The organism is Terriglobia bacterium, assembly GCA_035712365.1.
In the GTDB taxonomy this organism is placed as follows: domain Bacteria; phylum Acidobacteriota; class Terriglobia; order UBA7540; family UBA7540; genus SCRD01.
The window spans coordinates 48,516-67,188 of the sequence record DASTAW010000019.1 but is presented as its reverse complement, the minus strand read 5'-3'; the positions used below and the strand labels follow the sequence as shown (position 1 = coordinate 67,188).

24 protein-coding genes are annotated in these 18,673 nt (G+C 57.9%); 15 read left to right on the top strand and 9 right to left on the bottom strand.

Features of this window, described 5'->3' with window-relative positions; all coding sequences use genetic code 11:
* Positions 1-4 precede the first annotated feature (4 nt).
* The 3 genes from VFQ24_05355 (at position 5) to thyX (ending at position 1,442) form a co-directional block, all read left to right on the top strand.
* Positions 5-226 (top strand): transposase, encoded by a 222-nt coding sequence (locus VFQ24_05355; GenBank protein ID HET9177768.1) that lies wholly within the window; start codon positions 5-7, stop codon positions 224-226.
* 86 nt (positions 227-312) lie between these two features.
* The gene (gene rpmE, locus VFQ24_05350; GenBank protein HET9177767.1) at positions 313-561 is read left to right on the top strand and encodes a 50S ribosomal protein L31; all 249 of its coding nucleotides are present in this window, start codon (positions 313-315) and stop codon (positions 559-561) included.
* A gap of 80 nt (positions 562-641) precedes the next feature.
* Positions 642-1,442 (top strand): FAD-dependent thymidylate synthase, encoded by an 801-nt coding sequence (thyX, locus tag VFQ24_05345; GenBank protein HET9177766.1) that lies wholly within the window; start codon positions 642-644, stop codon positions 1,440-1,442.
* Between the two features lie 10 nt (positions 1,443-1,452).
* Here the strand turns inward: thyX and VFQ24_05340 are convergent, their stop codons facing one another.
* From VFQ24_05340 to VFQ24_05330, 3 genes are all read right to left on the bottom strand, one after another.
* Entirely contained in the window at positions 1,453-2,505 is a 1,053-nt protein-coding gene (locus VFQ24_05340) for a methyltransferase (GenBank protein ID HET9177765.1), read from the bottom strand.
* Positions 2,506-2,710: 205 nt separating this feature from the next.
* Positions 2,711-4,150 (bottom strand): rhomboid family intramembrane serine protease, encoded by a 1,440-nt coding sequence (locus VFQ24_05335; protein ID HET9177764.1) that lies wholly within the window; start codon positions 4,148-4,150, stop codon positions 2,711-2,713.
* 35 nt (positions 4,151-4,185) lie between these two features.
* A complete protein-coding gene (locus tag VFQ24_05330; GenBank protein ID HET9177763.1) occupies positions 4,186-4,773 on the bottom strand; it encodes an FmdE family protein in 588 nt (195 codons plus the stop codon).
* Between the two features lie 260 nt (positions 4,774-5,033).
* On the opposite strand from VFQ24_05330, the gene VFQ24_05325 reads away from it, so the two are divergent.
* From VFQ24_05325 to VFQ24_05315, 3 genes are all read left to right on the top strand, one after another.
* Positions 5,034-5,393, top strand: a complete 360-nt coding sequence (locus VFQ24_05325; GenBank protein HET9177762.1) for a rhodanese-like domain-containing protein — start codon at positions 5,034-5,036, stop codon at positions 5,391-5,393.
* A gap of 93 nt (positions 5,394-5,486) precedes the next feature.
* A complete protein-coding gene (locus tag VFQ24_05320) occupies positions 5,487-6,338 on the top strand; it encodes a zinc metalloprotease HtpX (protein HET9177761.1) in 852 nt (283 codons plus the stop codon).
* Between the two features lie 275 nt (positions 6,339-6,613).
* Positions 6,614-7,660, top strand: coding sequence for a hypothetical protein (locus VFQ24_05315; protein ID HET9177760.1), 1,047 nt, complete (start codon positions 6,614-6,616; stop codon positions 7,658-7,660).
* 90 nt (positions 7,661-7,750) lie between these two features.
* On the opposite strand, the gene trxA is transcribed toward VFQ24_05315, so the two are convergent.
* Positions 7,751-8,086: a thioredoxin gene (trxA, locus tag VFQ24_05310; protein HET9177759.1), complete on the bottom strand. Its 336-nt coding sequence runs from the start codon at positions 8,084-8,086 to the stop codon at positions 7,751-7,753.
* Positions 8,087-8,245: 159 nt separating this feature from the next.
* On the opposite strand from trxA, the gene VFQ24_05305 reads away from it, so the two are divergent.
* Together VFQ24_05305 and VFQ24_05300 are read left to right on the top strand one after the other, a co-directional pair.
* Positions 8,246-8,656 (top strand): EVE domain-containing protein, encoded by a 411-nt coding sequence (locus VFQ24_05305; protein HET9177758.1) that lies wholly within the window; start codon positions 8,246-8,248, stop codon positions 8,654-8,656.
* Positions 8,657-8,766: 110 nt separating this feature from the next.
* Positions 8,767-9,480 (top strand): uracil-DNA glycosylase, encoded by a 714-nt coding sequence (locus tag VFQ24_05300; GenBank protein HET9177757.1) that lies wholly within the window; start codon positions 8,767-8,769, stop codon positions 9,478-9,480.
* Positions 9,481-9,487: 7 nt separating this feature from the next.
* Here the strand turns inward: VFQ24_05300 and VFQ24_05295 are convergent, their stop codons facing one another.
* Positions 9,488-10,243, bottom strand: a complete 756-nt coding sequence (locus VFQ24_05295) for a 3-oxoacyl-ACP reductase family protein (protein ID HET9177756.1) — start codon at positions 10,241-10,243, stop codon at positions 9,488-9,490.
* A gap of 210 nt (positions 10,244-10,453) precedes the next feature.
* Between VFQ24_05295 and VFQ24_05290 the strand changes: the two genes are divergently transcribed.
* The 5 genes from VFQ24_05290 to VFQ24_05270 all read left to right on the top strand — a co-directional run bounded on the left by VFQ24_05290 (position 10,454) and on the right by VFQ24_05270 (position 16,441).
* Entirely contained in the window at positions 10,454-11,461 is a 1,008-nt protein-coding gene (locus tag VFQ24_05290; protein ID HET9177755.1) for an ATP-binding cassette domain-containing protein, read from the top strand.
* An 84-nt stretch (positions 11,462-11,545) separates the two neighbouring features.
* A complete protein-coding gene (locus VFQ24_05285) occupies positions 11,546-12,322 on the top strand; it encodes an ABC transporter permease (protein ID HET9177754.1) in 777 nt (258 codons plus the stop codon).
* Positions 12,323-12,324: 2 nt separating this feature from the next.
* A complete protein-coding gene (locus VFQ24_05280) occupies positions 12,325-13,704 on the top strand; it encodes a Gldg family protein (GenBank protein HET9177753.1) in 1,380 nt (459 codons plus the stop codon).
* Entirely contained in the window at positions 13,701-15,044 is a 1,344-nt protein-coding gene (locus VFQ24_05275) for a DUF4340 domain-containing protein (protein ID HET9177752.1), read from the top strand. The genes VFQ24_05280 and VFQ24_05275 overlap by 4 nt, the downstream gene beginning before the upstream one ends.
* Before the next feature lie 131 nt (positions 15,045-15,175).
* On the top strand, positions 15,176-16,441 hold the full coding sequence (locus VFQ24_05270) for a mandelate racemase/muconate lactonizing enzyme family protein (protein HET9177751.1): 1,266 nt from the start codon (positions 15,176-15,178) through the stop codon (positions 16,439-16,441).
* Positions 16,442-16,475: 34 nt separating this feature from the next.
* Here the strand turns inward: VFQ24_05270 and VFQ24_05265 are convergent, their stop codons facing one another.
* The 3 genes from VFQ24_05265 to VFQ24_05255 form a co-directional block, all read right to left on the bottom strand.
* Positions 16,476-16,598 carry a hypothetical protein gene (locus VFQ24_05265; protein ID HET9177750.1) on the bottom strand — a complete coding sequence of 41 codons (123 nt, stop codon included), beginning with the start codon at positions 16,596-16,598 and terminating at the stop codon, positions 16,476-16,478.
* 71 nt (positions 16,599-16,669) lie between these two features.
* Positions 16,670-17,002 (bottom strand): DUF5615 family PIN-like protein, encoded by a 333-nt coding sequence (locus VFQ24_05260; protein ID HET9177749.1) that lies wholly within the window; start codon positions 17,000-17,002, stop codon positions 16,670-16,672.
* Positions 16,999-17,223, bottom strand: a complete 225-nt coding sequence (locus VFQ24_05255) for a DUF433 domain-containing protein (protein HET9177748.1) — start codon at positions 17,221-17,223, stop codon at positions 16,999-17,001. The genes VFQ24_05260 and VFQ24_05255 overlap by 4 nt, the downstream gene beginning before the upstream one ends.
* A gap of 303 nt (positions 17,224-17,526) precedes the next feature.
* On the opposite strand from VFQ24_05255, the gene VFQ24_05250 reads away from it, so the two are divergent.
* Entirely contained in the window at positions 17,527-17,736 is a 210-nt protein-coding gene (locus VFQ24_05250; GenBank protein ID HET9177747.1) for a hypothetical protein, read from the top strand.
* 27 nt (positions 17,737-17,763) lie between these two features.
* Complete coding sequence (locus VFQ24_05245) at positions 17,764-18,024, top strand: hypothetical protein (GenBank protein HET9177746.1); 261 nt, start codon at positions 17,764-17,766, stop codon at positions 18,022-18,024.
* Between the two features lie 348 nt (positions 18,025-18,372).
* Here the strand turns inward: VFQ24_05245 and VFQ24_05240 are convergent, their stop codons facing one another.
* Positions 18,373-18,669 (bottom strand): AbrB/MazE/SpoVT family DNA-binding domain-containing protein, encoded by a 297-nt coding sequence (locus VFQ24_05240; protein ID HET9177745.1) that lies wholly within the window; start codon positions 18,667-18,669, stop codon positions 18,373-18,375.
* Between the last annotated feature and the right edge of the window lie 4 nt (positions 18,670-18,673).

The following is an 18,673-nucleotide window of genomic DNA, read 5'->3' as shown; positions in this document are numbered from 1 at the left end:
GGAACTGCTGACCTTTTTCGATTTTCCCCGGCATCTCTGGCGCAAGCTGCGCACCACCAACGCCATCGAGCGCTGCTTTGTGGAAGTCCGTCGCCGCACCCGGCCCATGGTCTGCTTCGTCAACGTCGAAAGCCTCGACCGAATCATCTATGCCATCTTCAATGGAATAAATGAGAAGTCTCAATGGAAAAACCGCACCCTCCACCTTTTTACACAAGCAGCTTGACATCACCGCCGGTTGAGATTCTGAATTGAAAGTTTCGGCCTCGGAAGCTATAATCGATGTTTCTAAAGCAGTTTCCAAGGAGTTCCATGAAAACCGAAATACACCCGGATTACCACGACGTTCAGGTTGTGTGCGCCTGCGGACACTCATTCCAGACGCGCTCGACCTATAAGGACACCGTCCTGCACGTGGAAATCTGTTCGAATTGCCACCCTTTCTTCACCGGCAAACAGAAGCTGGTTGACAGCGCAGGAAGGGTGGAGCGTTTCCAAAAGAAATACGCGAATTTTCGCAAAGCCAAAGCAGAGGCCGCTCCGGCCAAGATTGGGAAATAGCACCAGGGCTGTTGCAGCCCTTTTCCTCCTGGGTTTTCAAGCAGATCCAAAAATCAGAGTCAGCAGGGCAGAGAACGCGTTTGGCCACCAACCCACCGCTTGACCCATACATCACGCGACCCAAAGTTTACCTCCTGGGGCGGCAGGCCGTGGTGCCTGAAGAACTCGACCGCTTTCTCGAAGACGAAGGCGTCCAGTTCGCAACGGACACGGAAGCGGCGGCTGAAGTTCTGACGGAAATTGCCGGGCGCACCTGCTACATGTCCTTTGGTAAAGGGCGCAAGAGCAATGAGGAATATCTGGACAACATCCTGATCTCCAAGCACGGCAGTGTGCTGGAGCACGCGGTGTGGAACCTGCTGATCACAGGGGTCAGCCGCTCGCTTACCCACGAACTGGTGCGCCACCGGGCGGGCTTTGGTTATTCGCAGCTTTCGCAGCGTTATGTGGACGAAGGTGACGCGCGCTACGTGGTCCCGCCGCTTTACCTGGAAAATGAGGCGTTGCGCGCCAAGTGGCAGCAGACGATTGACACGGTCCGCAAGGCCTATGCTGAGCTGGCGGAAGCCACGAGCGAATACGTCCAGCAGAAGCAGCCCGACATGGCCCCGCGCGACCGCCGCAAATGGGCCCGGCAGGCCGCACGCTCTGTTCTGCCCAATGCCACCGAAACCAAGATTTTTGTGACGGGTAATGCTCGCGCCTGGCGGCATTTCCTCGAATTGCGCGGCAGCCCGCATGCCGATACTGAAATCCGATTGCTGGCCGTGGAAGTCTGCCACGTCCTGAAGAAAGAAAGCCCCAACATCTTCCACGATATTGAAGTCTACGACGAAAGCGACGGCATGCCCGCCGTCCGCGTCACGCATTCGAAGGTGTAAGCGATCAGCCCTATTTGATTCCCACGACCATGGAATCCGGCCCGACGAGGTGTTCCACGCGTGTTTCGCCGAAGCCCACTTTTTTCATCCAGCCACTGCAATCGGCTCCGGTGTAGTCGAATCCCCCCGAAGTCTCAATCAGCATGTTCAGGCTCATTAGCAGGCCGAACGCGTTCTGGCGGCGGTCGTCGTCGATCAGGGCCTCGTAGACAATCAGAGAGCCGCCTTTGGGCAGAGCCTTCACGGCCTTCTCGAGCAGCATCATTTTTTCTTCAAGGTTCCAGTCGTGCAGGATGTGTCCCATCACCAGGACGTCGGCGTCAGGCAGCGGGTCTTCAAAGAAGTTGCCGGCGTGGAAGCTCAGGCGCTCTTGCAGGCCAAAAGAATGCACGTATTCTTCGAAAATCGGCCGCACGATAGGCAGGTCAAACCCTTTTCCGATGACGTGCGAATGCGCCAGGGCCACCTGTGTGGGCAACCCGCCCTGCGCCGTGCCGACGTCGACAAATGTCCGATACTTTTTCCACGGGAATTTCCGGGCAATGGCCATGGCCGATGGGATGCTGACTCCGGTCATGGCGCTGAGAAACGTTCGCAGCCGGTCGGGATCGGAATAGAGCGCGTCAAAAGTATTTTCGTTCCCACCCTTGACTTCGTTTTGCGGAAGACCGGTCCGCAAACCTGTCGTCAGTGATCCCCAATGAGCGTAGAGCCGCGTATTGGCCATCTCCAGCATTCCGCCGATATAGCTGGGCTTGTTCTTGTCGAGAAAGATGTTGGACTCATGCGTGTTGGAATAGCGCCCATCGTGCCGGTCCAGCATCCCCATCGCCACCAGCGCATCGAGAAAATCGCGCGAACTACGAGGATGCAGCCCTGACGCTTGGGCCAGTTCATCGCCGGTAAGCGGCCCTTTGCCAAGGTAAGTAAATACCCCCAGCTCAACTGCACTCAAAAGCGTTTTCGATGCCCAGAACCCCAGGCCGATTTGCATGATCTTCTCCGGCGTGACAGTCGCGTGGCTGCCTTCAACCGGCGCGCTTTGCCCCAAAGATGTGCTCATCGCGTGCCCCTCTACTGAAAGGATTGCCTGCCCCGAACCGGAATGATGGAGCAATCATAGCGCAGGGTGAGTGGATAATCCACAAAATGAGCATTCGCTATGACGCGTTATGCACTCGGCACCGCGAAATAGATTCCCATCATTCAACGAACCCACTCGTACCTGTTGGGGACCACGGACGAAAGAGAAGTTGCGATTTGCAGAATTATGTTCCGGCGGCTTTCTGGTACTTGGTCATGTGCTCGTGCATGGTTTTGTCGCCCGGATCGAGCGCCAGAGCTTTTTTCTGGGTTTCCACGGCCTGTTCGTACTTGCCATTCAGGTAGAGCGCCTCGGCCAGGGTATCGATAAAGGCCGCTTCTTTCCACTGGCTCAATTTGACTGCCTGCTGCGCCTGTGCGAGCGCTTCCGAGGGATTGCGGTAGCGGGCGTCGTCGGCGGTTGCCAGCAGCCATGCAAGGTTGTTGCGGGGCTCAGCGAGGCCGGGTTCGAGGCGGATGGCTACCTGGTAGTGCTGGATAGCTTCCGGGTAAAGCTTCTGCTCGGCGCTCAGGTTGGCGAGCGCTTCCTGTGCCTCAACGGTCTGGGGGTTCTTGCCTACGATCTCAGCCAGCAGCTCATGTGCTTTGCCGGGCCGGCCCTGGCGCGCGTAAGCTGCCGCCAGCCCCAGTCGCGCCGCAGGCGAGCCGGGACTCTGACGCAGGGCCTGGCTGTATTCGTCGATGGCGTCCGTAAACTGATCGCGGCTGAGATAAACGGCTGCCAGAGCTTCGTAGGGGCGCTCATCGCGCGGGTATTCGCGCACCGCCTGCTGGAACCGTTCCACCGCCTGCTCATCCTGCCGCTGTTCCCAGTAGTGCCGGCCTTCCGCAATCAACCGGGTGACCTGCTGCGTGGCCCGATATTGGCTGGCCGTCGCGAACATGGCCAGCCCCACAATGGCGATTGGAACGATTACGGCCTGCCGGGGAATGGCGGAGAGCGTCCACCGGTAAGACCGCACAGCGAGTGGAGGAGGAATGAACGAAGCCAGCACTATGCCGCAGGCCAGGCCGCCCGTGTGGCCCCAGTTATCGATCACATTGGGCATGCTCAGCCCGATGCCATAGTTGAGGGCAATCAGCAGCACCATGCCCCAACCAAAGGCCCTTCTCCAGCGCCGCGGAACTACCTCCGGATACAAATGTCCGATCACCAGCATGGCCCCGGCGATGCCGAATATGGCCCCGGAAGCTCCCGCGGCGACGTTGTGGGTCCTCGCCATCGACAGCCAGGAACTGGCAATACCCGCGCCCACGTAAATCAGGGAGAAGCGCGTGTAGCCATAAATGCGTTCCAGGATCGGTCCCAGCAGGTAAAGCGCATACATGTTGACGGCCAGGTGAAACCACCCGATGTGCAAAAACATTGGCATCACCAGCCGCCAGTCGTCTCCGCGGTGGAAATAAGGCGCATAAGACGCGCCAAAATTCAGCAGAACTTCGGTGTTTTTTGAGCCGCCCGCCAGTGTCATCAGGATAAAGACCACGATGCACAGCCCGATCAGGGCGAGCGTTGCCACGGGCCAGTAGCGCTTCTGCTTCAGGAAGACGGGCGGCAGAGGGTCCATCCGTTTAGGTCTGATGGGTTGTAGGCGATTGCCCATACTTGGTTCGATTCCGGCAAGGCGCGTCCAACAACCTAGCGGCCGTCGAGCACTTCATAATAGCTTTCACCGGCGCAGTTCCGGCAGAGCACGCGGTCATCCACCCGGCTCTCGCGTCCGTCATTGATGCCCTCGCCGCACCGGTCGCAGTTGACGCGCCTACGCGGGCGTCCGGGCAGATCCTCCGGGCGAAGTTTTACTCGAACTCGCTGCACGGTGAAAAGCTCGGCTTCGTCCATCACCTTATAGGCCTCGAGCTGCTGGCGGTGAGGATCAGCAGGATTTCCTCCGAACATTTTGGCTTTTTCACGAGCATCCTCGCGCGCCACGATCCGCACCGCTCGCTCCGTTTCGAGATCGACAAAAGTGGCCGCAACTTTTCCGTAGTCGAGGTATTTCAGCGACCGCTTCCCCAGGCGGCACCCTGTCACCAGGCTGACGGCGTCGGTTGCGCAACGGTCGATTTCAACAAATGTCAGCAGGCGTTTGCGGTGCGCGATCGGGTCCTCGATTCCCAGTTGCTTGAGACCCAGCATGGCCATTCGCACGCCCAGGACCTGCCCGGGGCACATATGGCCGTGGTCGCGAGCTGCCAGGCTGAGATATTCCTCAAGCGATTTCATAGGGTAGGGTCCTAACGGCGCTCACCTTCGAAAATTATACCACCCCGGTTCCGAGGGGCTTTTCCGCATTCTGTGGGATTCGCCAAGGGCCCTGGAGTCTGGCGGGATTTAGCTCGCCATGCTGCGGGGGGTCTCGGCTACGTGGTAGTATCGTATTCGTGAGGAAAACTCTTTTATCTACTGCCATTGCGACTTGTGCCGTCTGTCTGGCTTTGAGCGCATGCGCCTTTTCCGCCACCAATCCCTGGAGCCAGCAACAGGTGATCCAACCAGCCGGTCTGGCCCGCGAACTTCAGAGTTCCGCCGCCAAGCCGCTGCTGTTGCAAGTGGGCTTTGAGCGGCTTTACGGGCAGGGACATATTCCGGGATCGAAATACTGCGGTCCGGGACGCAATGCTGAGGGCATCACACGGCTGAAGACCTGCGTTGAGGGCGTTCCACCGAGGCGGGCGATCGTTCTTTACTGCGGGTGCTGCCCGTGGGAGAAATGCCCGAACATTCGTCCGGCGTTTGAGGCCCTGCAGAGAATGGGCTTCACGAACGTCAAGGTGGTGCACATTCGGGATAATTTTGGCAAAGATTGGGCAGCGAAGGGATATCCTGTCAGCAGGGGCGAATAGGGCCTGAGATGCCTCCGCCGATGGAACGGCGGGAATGCAACTGGCATCTAAGAAGTAAGGGGGAGGGAGGGCGTCTTGCCCACCTCAAATGTTATGTGGAACAACCTTAAGACAACGGCATTGCTGGGGCTTCTGACCGGCGTTCTCCTGGTGATCGGGCTGCTCGTGGGTGGACAGAACGGCATGATTCTCGCCCTGGTGCTGGCAGCAGTGATGAATTTTGGCAGCTATTTCTTCTCGGACAAGATCGCCCTTTCCATGTCGGGAGCGCAGCCCATTTCGCGCGAGGAAAGTCCACGCATCTACCAGATTGTCGAGCGTCTGGCAGGCAAGGCGAGCATACCCGTGCCCAAGATCTATATGATTCCCACCGATTCACCCAACGCGTTTGCGACGGGGCGCAACCCCAACCATGCTTCGGTGGCTGTGACGCGCGGCATTCTGGAGCTGTGCGATGACGAGGAGATTGAGGGAGTGCTTGCGCACGAATTGGGCCATGTGCGCAACCGCGACATTCTCACCAGCGCCGTCGTCGCCACGCTGGCCGGCGCCATCACTTTTATCGCCAGGATGGTTTTCTGGGGAGAGATGTTCGGCTTCGGGGGCGGTGGGAATGACCGCGAAGGCGGCGCGCTTTCGGCGCTCGCGATGATGATCCTGGCGCCCCTTGCAGCGGTCCTCATTCAACTGGCGATTTCGCGCTCCCGTGAGTATGAAGCGGATGCCACCGGCGCGCACATCACAGGCAATCCTCAGGGGCTGGCGCGGGCGCTGAGAAAAATCGACGAGTGGTCAAAGCGCGTACCCATGCGGGTTTCACCGTCCATGGCGCACATGTTTATCTGCGCTCCGCTGACCGGACGCGAGATGTTTTCCAACCTCTTTTCCACTCACCCGCCTATCAAGAAGCGCATCGAGCGCCTGGTGGGCCCGGGATATTACTGAAGGATGAAGTGTGAAGTCTGAAGGTTGAAAAAAGAGAGGCAAGTCACCCCTTCAATTTGGTACTTGTGGTTGGACCCGGCAACTTCCGCCTGATTCTTGCCTAAAAGTTAATTCAAGGTAATACTAGCCTTAACGGCCGTCTTGGCCCGGACCCACGATGTAACCGGGCTGGCACGGCTGACGTCTCAGGCGCTGAGGGGCGGGATGCCGGTCGCGCATGCATTGAAGATCAAGCCCCCAGGCGAACCATTAGATGGTGAAGAGGAGACTAGATTATGCCGGACAAGGAAGACAAACGCGACATTGGTCATGCCATGTTTGGGTTTAACGAACCCCACGCGTCCAGAAGCGATCCCAGTCAGCAACCGGCGCCGCCGGTTGGCCCCGCGCAGGGGACCTCTCAGGGTTCTTCGGGCCCAGGCCAGCCTCCGCCGGCCGGACAGCCTCAATACATTTACGTTCAGGCGCCACCGCCGGCGCCGTTGCCGGTACCGCAAGAGGCCCGGGGAACGAGCAAGCTGCTGATCGGGTTGCTCGTCCTTCTGCTGGTACTTGCCGGGGTGAACCTTTACCTGGCGCTGAGTCAGCGGTCACAGTTTGGCAAAGCTCTGGAAAACGACGCAAACCAGCTAACCTTGCTGAGGACACGGATGGACGCGAGCGACGATCGCTACGCGCAGTTGAAGGGGCAATTTGACGTCACCAGCGAGAAGCTTGGTATGACCCAGCAGGAACTGTCGCGGGCCCGCCAGTTGACTGCAACGATCCAGAAACAACAGCGCGCGGCCGTCGATCAACTGAACACGGCGATTGGGCAGAAGGCCAGCTCGCAGGACCTTAACAGGTTCCAGTCAGATGCCAACAACAAGTTCGGGAGCCTTTCGGGTGACATCGCGGGCAATAAGAAGGACCTTGACGCCACCAAAGACGCACTAGCAGGCGCCAAAGGGGAACTCTCCGGCGCGATTGCCCGGACACACGACGAACTGGTGGCGCTCGCGCATCGGACCGACCGTGACTACTTTGAATTCAACCTCCAGCGGCGGCACGATCGCAAGAAGATCGGGAGCGTCATGATCGAACTGCTGAAGACCAATCGGAAGCAGAACCTTTACACGATCGATCTCTTTTTCGACGACAAACGCACCCAACGCAAAGACCAGGCACTGGACGCGCCCGTCTATTTCTATGTTCAAGGAGCTCCCACTGCACTGGAGTTGGTGGTGAACAAGTTGGACAAGGATACAGTCAGCGGGTACATCAGCGCGCCGAAGGGGTTCTTGCTGAACACTCCGAACGTGCTGACGGCTCGGCCCAGCTAAGAGTTGGGGCCCTGAGGGGACTATAGGTCCAAGCTACCTAGGCCGCAGCGTCCGTGTTGACCGGACGCCTGGCTGGTTTAGCGAACGGCGCTATTTGGCGACAACTGTTGAGTGGGCATCAAGGACCTTGGCCAATTCGCCATAGGGCCGGGCGCCGGTCAACTGTTCCGCAACCTTTCCATCCTTCACGAGGATGAGCGTGGGAACGGAACGGATCCCAAACTTAGCAGCGAGCTCAGGAACCTCGTCTACGTTCACCTTGGCAAAGTTGAACTGGCCGGAATAGTTCTCCGCCAACTTTTCAAAGGCGGACTCCATTGCACGGCAAGGCGCGCACCAGGTGGCCCAGAAATCCACGAACGTCGGCTTAGGGTCTTTCTCAAGTGCTTTCCATTGCTCGTTATCCACATGCTGAATGTTTCCCATGTAATCTTGTCTCCTCCAAAGTAAGCTACTTAATAGATGCGGGCGGAGGGGAAAAGTTTCAAAGGGAGCCGAGCGTAGCGTCGAGCGGCAATGTCGGGAAGGTACCGCATTCCCAAAGACTTAGGCGAGCAGCCGAGCCGGTGCTCAAAGGAGAAACCAATGGCTGGCAAATGGCTGTTTAAGTCCGACCCGGAACACTACTCATACCAGGATCTCGCGCGCGACAGGCAAACTGTGTGGGATGGCGTATCCAACAATCTCGCCCTCAAAAACCTGCGAAACGTTCGCCGGGGCGACGAGGTGATGATCTACCACTCGGGCTCTGAGCGGGCCATAGTAGGTCTGGCCAAAGTATTGAGCGACCCTTACGCCGATCCGAAGAGCAAGGATGCCCGGCTGATGGTCGTAGAGATTGCCGCGCGCGGAACCGTCCCGCGGCCGGTCGGCTTGGATGAAATCAAAAAACAGCCTGGATTGAGAGATTTTGATCTGGTCCGGCTGCCACGCCTTTCGGTGATGCCGCTCTCCGAGAAGCAGTGGGAGGCGATTCTTGCCTTGGCCAAACACTGAGGGAATAATACTGCGGGCCGCTCCTCTCGGACCTGCTAGCGTGCTCTGATAGGGGGCCTATTTCCGGTTGACGCCGGCGCCTTCTTTACGGTGTTGCTGAGAAGTTGATAATGGCTGAATCCTTGTCGTCCCATCTCAACCTGGAAAACCTTCAGCGCCAGATCATCCGGTGTACGCGCTGCCCGCGCCTGGTGGAATACCGCGAAAAAGTGGCGCGGGACAAACGCCGGATGTTCTGTGATTGGGATTACTGGGGAAAGCCTGTGCCGGGTTTTGGTGATCCAAACGCGGAACTGCTGATCGTGGGGCTCGCGCCTGCCGCGCACGGGGCCAACCGCACTGGGCGAATGTTCACCGGCGACCGCTCGGGCGATTTCCTCTTCCGCGCCCTTTATGAGGCGGATTTTGCCAGCCAGCCAAATTCCCAGAACCGCGAAGACGGGCTCCGGCTCCGCCGCTGTTACATCACGGCGGCACTGCGGTGCGCCCCGCCGGCAAACAAACCGCTGCCGCAGGAACTGAGGAATTGCCAGCCCTACCTGAAAAGCGAGCTTGAACTGCTGCGCCGGGTGCGCGCTGTCCTGGCGCTTGGCCGGATTGCTTTTGACCGGTATCTCAGCGTGATCGGTGAGCAGGTGTCTTTACCTCCGCGTTCGACGATGCCGTTCGCGCACGGAGCCAGCTATCAGTTGCCGGGCGGCCTTCCCCGGCTCTTTGCTTCCTATCACCCCAGCCAGCAGAATACACAGACCGGCAAACTCACCCGTGAGATGATGCGTACAGTTCTGGCTGGAATTGACAATTACCTTCGGGCGCTGCCCTGACCCTTGCTCAATCCATCAGCATCCCGCCGTTTACTTCGATGGTTTCCCCCACGATGTAGCTGGCGGCAGGGGAAGCCAGAAAGACAATCACGCTGGCAACTTCGTCTGATGTTCCGGCACGGCCAAGCGGGATGGTAGCGACAAACTTCTGGAAGATTTCGGGAGGGCTGTACCGTTCGTGATAAGGCGTGGCGATAACCCCTGGCGCAACGCCGTTCACCCGGACGCCCTGGGGGGCCAGTTCCTTGGCCAGGCCCTTGGTGTAAGTGATCATGCCGCCTTTTGCCGAGGCATAGGCTCCGGAACCCGGCCCCCCGCCATTGCGCCCGGCGATGGAGGTGACGTTGATGATCGACCCGCTCTTCCGGTCAGCCATTTCTTCCCACACCTCTTTCACGCAGAGGAATACGCTCTTCAGGTTCAGATCCATGATCTGCTCCCAGTAATCCTCCGTCATGTCGGAGAGCATGTGCCGGCCCAGAAGGTCGCCGGCATTGTTCACCAGAATGTCGATGCGCCCCCAGCGACTGCGGACGCTTTCCACCATTGCCTCTACCTCGTCCGCTGATGTGACGTCGGCGAGGATCGCTTGGGCCTCGCCGCCCGCCTTGCTGATTTCAGCCACGGCCTTTTCGGCACCGGCCTTGTTCTTATGATAATTCACTCCAACGCGGGCGCCCTCGCGCGCCATTGCCACGGCGGTGGCATAGCCGATGCCGCTCGATGCGCCGGTGATGAGTGCGACTTGACCTTTAAGAACCATGGTCTCCTCCGCGGTGAGATGCTTGTCCGCTGTTAAAATGAGAGTCGGTTAAAAACCATTTTCAGGTAAACACAAAAGAAAGTGGTTGGCAACCTTTGTTGTTTTTTGGTAATCCTTATTAGTTGAACCTGCGTTCGCGGGTTTGTCTGTCAAGGGCAAATTTCAAGACCAATGCAGGCCACTCCACTCAGGGATTGAGGATGTATTCGTATGATTGAAGTTGAGAATCTGACAAAGCGGTATGGTCCGACGCTGGCGGTTTCTGACGTCAGCTTCCAGGTGCAGAAAGGTGAGATCCTTGGCTTCCTGGGTCCAAACGGCGCGGGAAAGACCACGACGATGCGCATTATCACGGGTTTCCTTTCACCCAGCGCGGGACGCGTGCGAGTGGCGGGCATCGACGTGGTCGAGTCGCCGCTGGAGGCCAAGAGGCACATCGGCTATCTCCCGGAAAATCCCCCCGTCTATACCGACATGACGGTAAATGAATACCTCGCGTTCGTGGGACGCATCAAAGGCCTGCCACGCGCCGAACTGAAGAAGAGGGTTGGAGAGGTCAATGAGAAGTGTGCTATAGCCGATGTGCAGGACCGCCAGATCGGCAAACTCTCCAAAGGTTATCGTCAGCGCGTCGGACTGGCCCAGGCCCTGATTCACAATCCTGACATTCTGATTCTCGACGAACCGACGGCAGGTCTGGACCCCAAGCAGATTATCGAGACGCGCGAACTGATCAAAGGTTTGGCCGGACAGCACACGGTGATTCTGAGCACGCACATCCTGCCGGAAGTTTCAAAGACCTGCCAACGCGTGGTGGTGATCAGCAAGGGCGCCGTGGTGGCGATGGGCGCTCCGGATGAACTCACGGCCCGTCTGCAAGGGTACGGATCGGTCCTTGTAACCGTGGAAGGACCCGCGCCGGAGATCATGGGCAAGCTGCAGACTCTGCCTGGAGTGAACCTGGTTGAGCCGGTCGAGACTTCCGGTGCGCGCGTGACGTTGGAGGTCCACACCGAAAAGAACCACGAGGTAAGGTCGGATCTCGCCCGCGCCGTCGTTGAATCGGGATGGGGCTTGTTTGAGCTCAAGACCGGCGGAATGAGCCTGGAAGATATCTTCCTGAAACTTACCCGGCGCGACCTGGGAGAAGAAGTGCAGGAGTCAGAAGCCAAGCCTGGCGAAGTTCAGCAGCCGGAAAAGGAAGCAGGAGAAGCATAACTGATCAACTGACGCCGAAGTCCGCGTTCGATGAGGGGCCCGGCAGCAACTTGAAACAGCCAACGACCTGAGGGGGAAATTGAAATGCGTAACATAATGGCAGTGGCGGGCAAGGAACTCCGCGCTTATTTTCATTCACCGATTGCCTATCTGGTGATGGCCGTCTACGCGGTGCTCTGTGGCTTCTTCTTTTACAGCTTTGCCGCCACCTACGTGGTACAGACCTTCCGTATGCAGGCGATGGGCGGCATGGGCGCGCCGAACATGACCATTAATGATTACGTTATTCGGCCCCTGTTCCAGGGCGTTCTGACGATCGTCCTGCTCCTGGTGATTCCGTTGATCACCATGCGGCTCTACGCCGAGGAAAAGCGTTCCGGGACCATCGAGCTTCTTCTGACATCTCCGGTCACCGACTTTCAAATCATCGCAGGGAAGTTCCTGGGCGCACTCGCGCTGTTTGGCACCATGATCTTGATTACATTCATCTACATCAGCACGCTGTTCGCATACGGGAATCCATCAGCCAAGCCCCTGATTGCGCAGGCCCTGGGGCTCTTCCTGTTTGGAGCCGCTCTGCTTGCGCTCGGCATGTGGATTTCGACATTTACCAAGAACCAGATTATCGCTGCGGTCGTGTCCTTCGCGGCGTTTCTTCTCATTTACGTTTTGAACTGGGTGACAGCCTATTCGAGCGGGGCGGTCAGCAAGGTCCTTTCCTACATGGCCATAACCACGCACTTTGATGGCTTCGCCAAGGGTGTAGTGGACTTGAAGGACCTGGTTTACTACCTTTCAGTGATTGTACTGGGGGTATTTCTCACCGCGCGTTCGGTTGAAGCTTTGAAGGGGAGGGTCTGACGATGCCGGAAAAAGAACCACCGAAAGGAGGAGGCAGGCAGCGGATTCTGCAGGGCGCAAATCTGGCCCTTTACACGCTGATTGGCATCGCGATCATCGTGCTGGTCAACTGGTTCGTGAACCTTCACGACAAGAGCTGGGACCTGACTCCCAACCAGGAATACAGCCTGTCGCCTCAGACCATCAAGCTTCTGAAAAGCCTGAGGCAGGACGTTACGATCTATGCATTTGACCGAAAGGAAGCGTTTTCCCGGCGCCGTGATCTGCTGGGAGAATACGAGAGCGCGTCGAAACACGTTGCCGTGCATTATGTCGATCCTGACCGCCAGCCCGAACTGGCCAAGCAGTATGGCATTCAGAGCTATGGAACTATCGAAGTGGTTTCAGGCGCCCGGCACTTCCCGGCGCAGAATACCAATGAAGAAGGAGTAACCAACGCCCTGATCCGCGTTCTGATGGGAGAAAAGACCATCTATTTTATGGACGGACACGGCGAGCGCAGTATCAGCGATACCGGCCGCGACGGCTTCCAGAACCTGAAGAATGAACTGAGCGATGAGAGCTACTCAGTCAAGACGCTGACGCTTCTGCAGAAAAACGAGATCCCTGCAAATTGCGAAGTGCTGGTGATTGCGGGCCCAAAACACGACTACCTGCCGCCGGAGATCGAGACCATCAGCAACTACATCAAAGGGGGCGGGCGCGTTCTGTTCATGCTGGACCCGGGCGTCAGGCTGCCCAACCTGAATAAATTGCTGGCCGGGTGGGGCGTGACGCTTCGTGACGATCTGGTGGTGGATTTGAATCCGGTGGCCAGGCTGTTCGGGACCACTCCCGTCATGCCATTAATCATCAAGTACGGATCTAATCCCATCGTTGAGCCGCTCCAGCGGACAGCGACTCTGTTCCCTCTGTCGCGGTCGATGGAAATCAGCAAGGATGCCCATGGCACGCCGCCAGAAATGCTCTGCCAGACATCGGACGACAGCTTTGGCGTGGAGGGTTTCAATCCCAGTATGCAACAGATCTCTTCGCGGCCCCGGCCCGGGGACGCTAAAGGCCCCCTCACTGTCGCCGTATCGGACACCGTCAGCGCTCCGGACGGCAAAAAGGGCGAAGGCCGCCTGGTGGTGACCGGAACGTCCCTTCTGGGCGCGAACGCCTATCTCGGGTTCCAGGGAAACAAAGACCTGGTGATGAACATGGTCAACTGGCTCTCGGCAGAGGAGAGCCTGATTTCCATCCGGCCCAAAACCCAGGAGCAGCAGACGTTGAACATGAACCAGCGGCAAATGGGGCAATTGCTCTATCTGGGTGTATTTGGCCTGCCACTGATCATAATTCTGGCGGGTGCGGGAGTTTGGTGGCGGCGCCGGCGATGAACAAAAAATACCTTCAAACCTTAATCGCACTGGCAATCCTGGCAACTCTGTGGGGAATATTCACTTACTACGGGCGCACTAAGTCCGCGCCGAAATCCGAGGCAAACAGCGCGGAATCAAAAAAGATCCTTCCGGTGAAGGACAGTCAGATTGTCGCGTTCACTGTAACCGCGACAGGTGACAAGCCCGTCACCTGCGCCCGCGACGGCAGTGGATGGCAGATCACTGAACCGGAGAAGCTGGCGGCCGATTCTTCAGCCGTCAGCAGCTTCCTCACCAGCCTGACCAGCGCGGCGCCGGACGAAGTGATCAGCGACCAGCCCGGCAGCCTGCAAAGTTTTGGCCTGGACCCACCAGCGACGATCATCAAAGTGAAAACGAATGCCACCCCGCAGGAGTTCATCCTGCAGTTGGGAAGCTCCACGCCTACCAACAACGGCATCTATGCGCAGGTCGCCGGCCAGAAGCGTGTCTTCACCCTCGCCAGCTATTTGAAGGATTCGCTTGAGAAGAAGCTGTTCGATTTCCGGAACAAGAAAGTGATGACGCTGGCGCGGGACGGCATTCATCGCCTCGACGTTTCATCGATGAAGGACAATTACCAGCTCGTGAAAAATGCCGACGGCATCTGGGACCTGATGCTGCCGCCGCCCGTGCGTGCGGACCACTTTGCCGTCGAGAGCCTGGTGGATGAGCTCGGCAACGCCTCCATGCAGAGCATCGTTGCGGAAAACAAGAAAGATCTTGGGCGTTACGGCTTCTCGAATCCCACAATCACGATCCATCTCACAGGCGACTCAGGCGAAGAGACGCTGGTGCTGGGCAAGAAAGACGGCGCCAACTACTATGCCATGACCACTGGCGCGGGTCCTGTCTTCACGCTGGCGCCAGACTTCCTCTCGCAGTTCCAGAAGCAGCCTTCCGACCTGCGCTCCAAAGACCTGTTTACCTTTTCCACCTACGAGGCGAAGCAGGTTTCGCTGCAGAGCCCCAAGGGACGGCGGGAGTTTGTGCAGCATTCGAACGACAAATGGGAGCAGACGGAGCCGGCCAGCATGGAGATTTCGAATGACAAGATGCAGGCGTTGCTGCAGGACCTCCGCGACCTGAGCGCGCAATCGTTCCCGAAGAAGAGTCCCACCGACCTGGCTGCTTACGGGCTGACCAAGCCGGAGTACACCGTTCAGGTCCAGTATGGCGACGATAAGAAGACCCAGACCGTGCAGATTTCCCAGGTGGGTGGCAACGTTTATGCGCGGCGGTCTACTGACCTTGTGCCGGCAGAGCTTTCCAAGGACGCCATCACGAACCTCCGGAAAGACCTCGACGCGATCAGGTAGCATTTCGTCCGGCCCCTTGATATCCTTCCGTATTTCATGCAGGGCATTTGCGCGGGCGCATCTCCGCCGGTGCTCGGCTGCGTGAAATTGTTGGCGCCGATCTGAAACCTGAAAGGTGACTGAATTCCTGTATGCGGATCACGAAGATCGAAACTGCAGTTCTTGAAGCGAACTATGACTGGACGATTGTAAAGGTCAGCACGGACAAGTCCATCACAGGATGGGGAGAGGCTTTCTTCGCACCGGGGCTGACGGGCGTGATCCGCGAATTCAACGAATTTCTGCCCGGCGAAGACCCTCGCGACGTGGACCGCCTGACGCGCCTGATGCGCACGGCCATGGGAGCCACGGGGACGGCCGGCATGGGCTTCCACGCCATCAGCGGGGTCGAGACGGCCCTGTGGGACCTTGTGGGCAAAGCTTCGGGTCTGCCGGTCTATCAGTTCCTGGGCGGCAAGTATCGCGACCGCGTCCGTATCTATGCCGACTGCCACGCGGGCAAAGGGCTTTCCAGCCTGTCGCCCGTGCTGCTGCCGCGCACGCCTGGCTGGGCGCAGAAGCCCGGCAAGGCCAGACGCGAGCGGACCGAGCTGAGTCCCAAGTACCACGGTGGCCAGAAGTCTGAGGCGCGCCAGATTCGCGCCGAGGATTACGCCCGGCACGCCGTAGCCATGAAGCGGCGTGGCTTTACGGCTTTGAAGTTCGACGTGGACGTTCCCAGCGAGTTCTCGCTGGACGATTACAATCGCTCTCTCACGCGCAAGGAGATCAACCTGATGGCGGGGCTGGTGGGGACGCTTCGCAAGGCGCTCGGTCCCGAAGTCGATCTCGCCATCGACTGCCACTGGAATTACGGCGTGAACGATGCCATCAAACTGGCGCGCGCCTGCGAGGAGTTTGACCTGCTGTGGCTGGAGGACCCCGTCCCACCGGAAAACACCGATGCCATGCGCCGTGTGACGGAGGCCACTTCGACGCCCATCGCCACCGGTGAGAACCACTATCAGCGGCACCACTTCCGCGAGCTGCTGGAACGAGGAGCGGTGGACATCCTGGCGCCGGACTACCAGAAAGTGGGCGGACTGCTCGAAGGCCGGCGCATTGCCGACATGGCGGAAGTGCATTACGTTGCCGTAGCCCCGCACAACATCTCAAGCCCCATCGGCACCATGGCGTCGGTGCACCTTTGCGCCGCCATGCCGAACTTCCTGGCCCTCGAATGGCACGCCGAATCCGTTCCCTTCTTCGACGAGCTGATCAAGGGCCGCAAAAAGCCGCTGATTGAAAAAGGATACGTCGAAGTCACCGACCGGCCCGGCCTCGGCATCGAACTCGACGAACACATCGCCTTCAAGTACCGCAAAGCTGGCGAGCCGTTCTTCGATCAGCCGGCATGAACACCAGTGATTCGGCTAAGGATGGCGGGTGGCGTTACTCCATCGGAATGCCCACCATCTGGATAATCTTGAGCGCGTTTCCGTGGTCCAACCTTCCCTTGCGGAGAAGGTAATCAAAGCTCAGGCCTTCTGCTGTTGGTGTATCGGACAGATGCACGTTGGCTCCTGCAAGGTCGCGCTTTCACCGGTTCTTCCACGCAGGTTTGCGTTTTTCAAACAGAGCGCCATTTAACCGATTATGAGAAATGAGTAAACAGGATCGTCGCAGAAATTTTGAATGGCCGTATAGTTTTCTTTCAGAAGCTTTTCAATTTGGCTGGTCGAACTGTTGCCGCAACGGACCCAAATGACTTTGGGTGGAAAGCCTCGCACGAAGCTCCGCTGGTGAAAGTCAGCATCCTTCGAAATAATTGCGTAATCATTATCCCGAGCAAAATTCCAGATCGTCTCATCGTCAGCCTCATCGAAACCCGCCATCCGCACATGAGAGGATCCCGGATACAGGACAACGAGGTTTTCGACGATTTGATAAGACAGGTTCTGATCGAAGAGTAATTTCACGGCAGCGCGGAAATCAGTTTGCGTTCGCGGTCGGCGGCAAAGGCCAGGCACGCTTTGATGTCGTCAGAGGTGAGTTCCGGGAAGTCGCGCAGAATTTCTTGCTCTGTCATGCCGGAGGCAAGGTAATCAAGCACGTCATAGACGGTGATCCGCAGCCCACGGATGCAAGGTTTCCCGCCGCGCTTGCCAGGCTCGATTGAAATGATCTCGCGGTAATCCATACGCCTAAACCCTAGGCGGTTGGCGTGCCAAAGTCAAGGGGATTTGCGCACTTACCGGTTCTCCCATACGGGTTTGCGTTTTTCGAGCAAAGCACGCAGTCCTCCTGTGAATCGTCGAGTTCAAACAATGGCGTTGACCATTTCTTTGAGCCCTTCGATGCTCATCACGTTCTGCGGGGACCGGGCCGTGGTGAACCGCGCCACGGTGCCAGAGCCCTCCCAGCAAATGAACTTGTATCAGGCGATTGTTGGGCTGACTTCAACACACTGTCCTTATTGCGGTTCTTCCCTTAAGATGAAGCAATGAAGTACCTAGCCCACAGATTCGTGAAAAGCCGTGCAGCCGCCGCGTTGGCGGTGTTCAGCCTGATGATGGCAGCCGCGCTGGCGAGGTCGGCCAGCCAGCCGATTTATGACGAGCAGGCCGACGCGCGCCGCGATATTGCCACCGCCATAGCCCGAGCATCAAAGACAGGCCGGAACGTGGTGCTGATTTTCGGCGCCAACTGGTGACCGGATTGTCATGCGCTGGATGCGCAGATGCATAAACCGGGGCTGGCCCGCCTGATCGCGCGCGACTTTGTGGTGGTCAAAGTTGACGTGGAACGTTTTGACAAGAACCTCGACGTCGCGGAGAAATACGGCGTGCCCATCAACAAGGGAATCCCCGCCATCTCCGTCCTGAATCCCCGCGGAAAAGTGCTCTACGCCCAGAGCCAGGGCCAGTTTGCCAACGCCCGAGTCATTTCCTACGACTCGTTTCTTGAGTTCTTCAAGAAATGGGCGCCAAACAGGAATTAGAGCCTCAGTTGGCCACAGAGCAGTCACCTGGTTTCTTTTTGGAAGATTTCGTGCGTGCCGATTCGCCGCAAAATGATCGTGTTTCCTGCGCGATGAAATGTCATCGGTAAGCCATCGTCACGCTGGCCTCCCAAATATCCTTCAGCCCTTTCATCTTTTTAACACGGAGAGACGGGTGCACCGGATTTTGAACCAGCCGCAGGATTGCCTTTTCCGCGCGTGATTGTATTTCTTTGGGAAGGGACTTGAAATCTCGCGCGAAAGACTCTGGGCGAGAAATTTTGGGTGGGGTATCGGCCGCAGGCGAACTCGATTGACGTCTTTGGCTCTTGGGGCTTTTGAGGATATTCAGGATTTTAGATCCTTTAACAGGTCCTCAACGGACTCGAAGTCCTTTACCCTTCCGTGAGCAATGTCTTCGTCCGCCTGGCGTTCTGTGGCCTGCCACTCGGGAGTCCAGAACCATCGCTGGTCCTTGGGAACCGCCTGGGCTGGCACTAATTCCAGGGTATTATCCACCAGGCGCACCAGCATGTGATCGCCCTTCCTGAGTCTGAGCGCTTTCGAAATGCGACGAGGGATGGTCACTTGATGCTTAGCGCCAACGCGGACCGATTCTTCAATTACAGCTTTTGTCTTTGCCATGGCA

Bases quoted from the DNA above. Each gene is read 5' to 3' on its own strand.
- rpmE (HET9177767.1), top strand. From the start codon at position 313: ATGAAAACCGAAATACACCCGGATTACCACGACGTTCAGGTTGTGTGC.
- VFQ24_05340 (HET9177765.1), bottom strand. From the start codon at position 2,505: ATGAGCACATCTTTGGGGCAAAGCGCGCCGGTTGAAGGCAGCCACGCG.
- VFQ24_05335 (HET9177764.1), bottom strand. From the start codon at position 4,150: ATGGGCAATCGCCTACAACCCATCAGACCTAAACGGATGGACCCTCTG.
- VFQ24_05330 (HET9177763.1), bottom strand. From the start codon at position 4,773: ATGAAATCGCTTGAGGAATATCTCAGCCTGGCAGCTCGCGACCACGGC.
- VFQ24_05320 (HET9177761.1), top strand. From the start codon at position 5,487: ATGTGGAACAACCTTAAGACAACGGCATTGCTGGGGCTTCTGACCGGC.
- VFQ24_05315 (HET9177760.1), top strand. From the start codon at position 6,614: ATGCCGGACAAGGAAGACAAACGCGACATTGGTCATGCCATGTTTGGG.
- trxA (HET9177759.1), bottom strand. From the start codon at position 8,086: ATGGGAAACATTCAGCATGTGGATAACGAGCAATGGAAAGCACTTGAG.
- VFQ24_05305 (HET9177758.1), top strand. From the start codon at position 8,246: ATGGCTGGCAAATGGCTGTTTAAGTCCGACCCGGAACACTACTCATAC.
- VFQ24_05300 (HET9177757.1), top strand. From the start codon at position 8,767: ATGGCTGAATCCTTGTCGTCCCATCTCAACCTGGAAAACCTTCAGCGC.
- VFQ24_05295 (HET9177756.1), bottom strand. From the start codon at position 10,243: ATGGTTCTTAAAGGTCAAGTCGCACTCATCACCGGCGCATCGAGCGGC.
- VFQ24_05290 (HET9177755.1), top strand. From the start codon at position 10,454: ATGATTGAAGTTGAGAATCTGACAAAGCGGTATGGTCCGACGCTGGCG.
- VFQ24_05285 (HET9177754.1), top strand. From the start codon at position 11,546: ATGCGTAACATAATGGCAGTGGCGGGCAAGGAACTCCGCGCTTATTTT.
- VFQ24_05280 (HET9177753.1), top strand. From the start codon at position 12,325: ATGCCGGAAAAAGAACCACCGAAAGGAGGAGGCAGGCAGCGGATTCTG.
- VFQ24_05275 (HET9177752.1), top strand. From the start codon at position 13,701: ATGAACAAAAAATACCTTCAAACCTTAATCGCACTGGCAATCCTGGCA.
- VFQ24_05270 (HET9177751.1), top strand. From the start codon at position 15,176: ATGCGGATCACGAAGATCGAAACTGCAGTTCTTGAAGCGAACTATGAC.
- VFQ24_05255 (HET9177748.1), bottom strand. From the start codon at position 17,223: ATGGATTACCGCGAGATCATTTCAATCGAGCCTGGCAAGCGCGGCGGG.
- VFQ24_05250 (HET9177747.1), top strand. From the start codon at position 17,527: ATGAAGTACCTAGCCCACAGATTCGTGAAAAGCCGTGCAGCCGCCGCG.
- VFQ24_05245 (HET9177746.1), top strand. From the start codon at position 17,764: ATGCATAAACCGGGGCTGGCCCGCCTGATCGCGCGCGACTTTGTGGTG.
- VFQ24_05240 (HET9177745.1), bottom strand. From the start codon at position 18,669: ATGGCAAAGACAAAAGCTGTAATTGAAGAATCGGTCCGCGTTGGCGCT.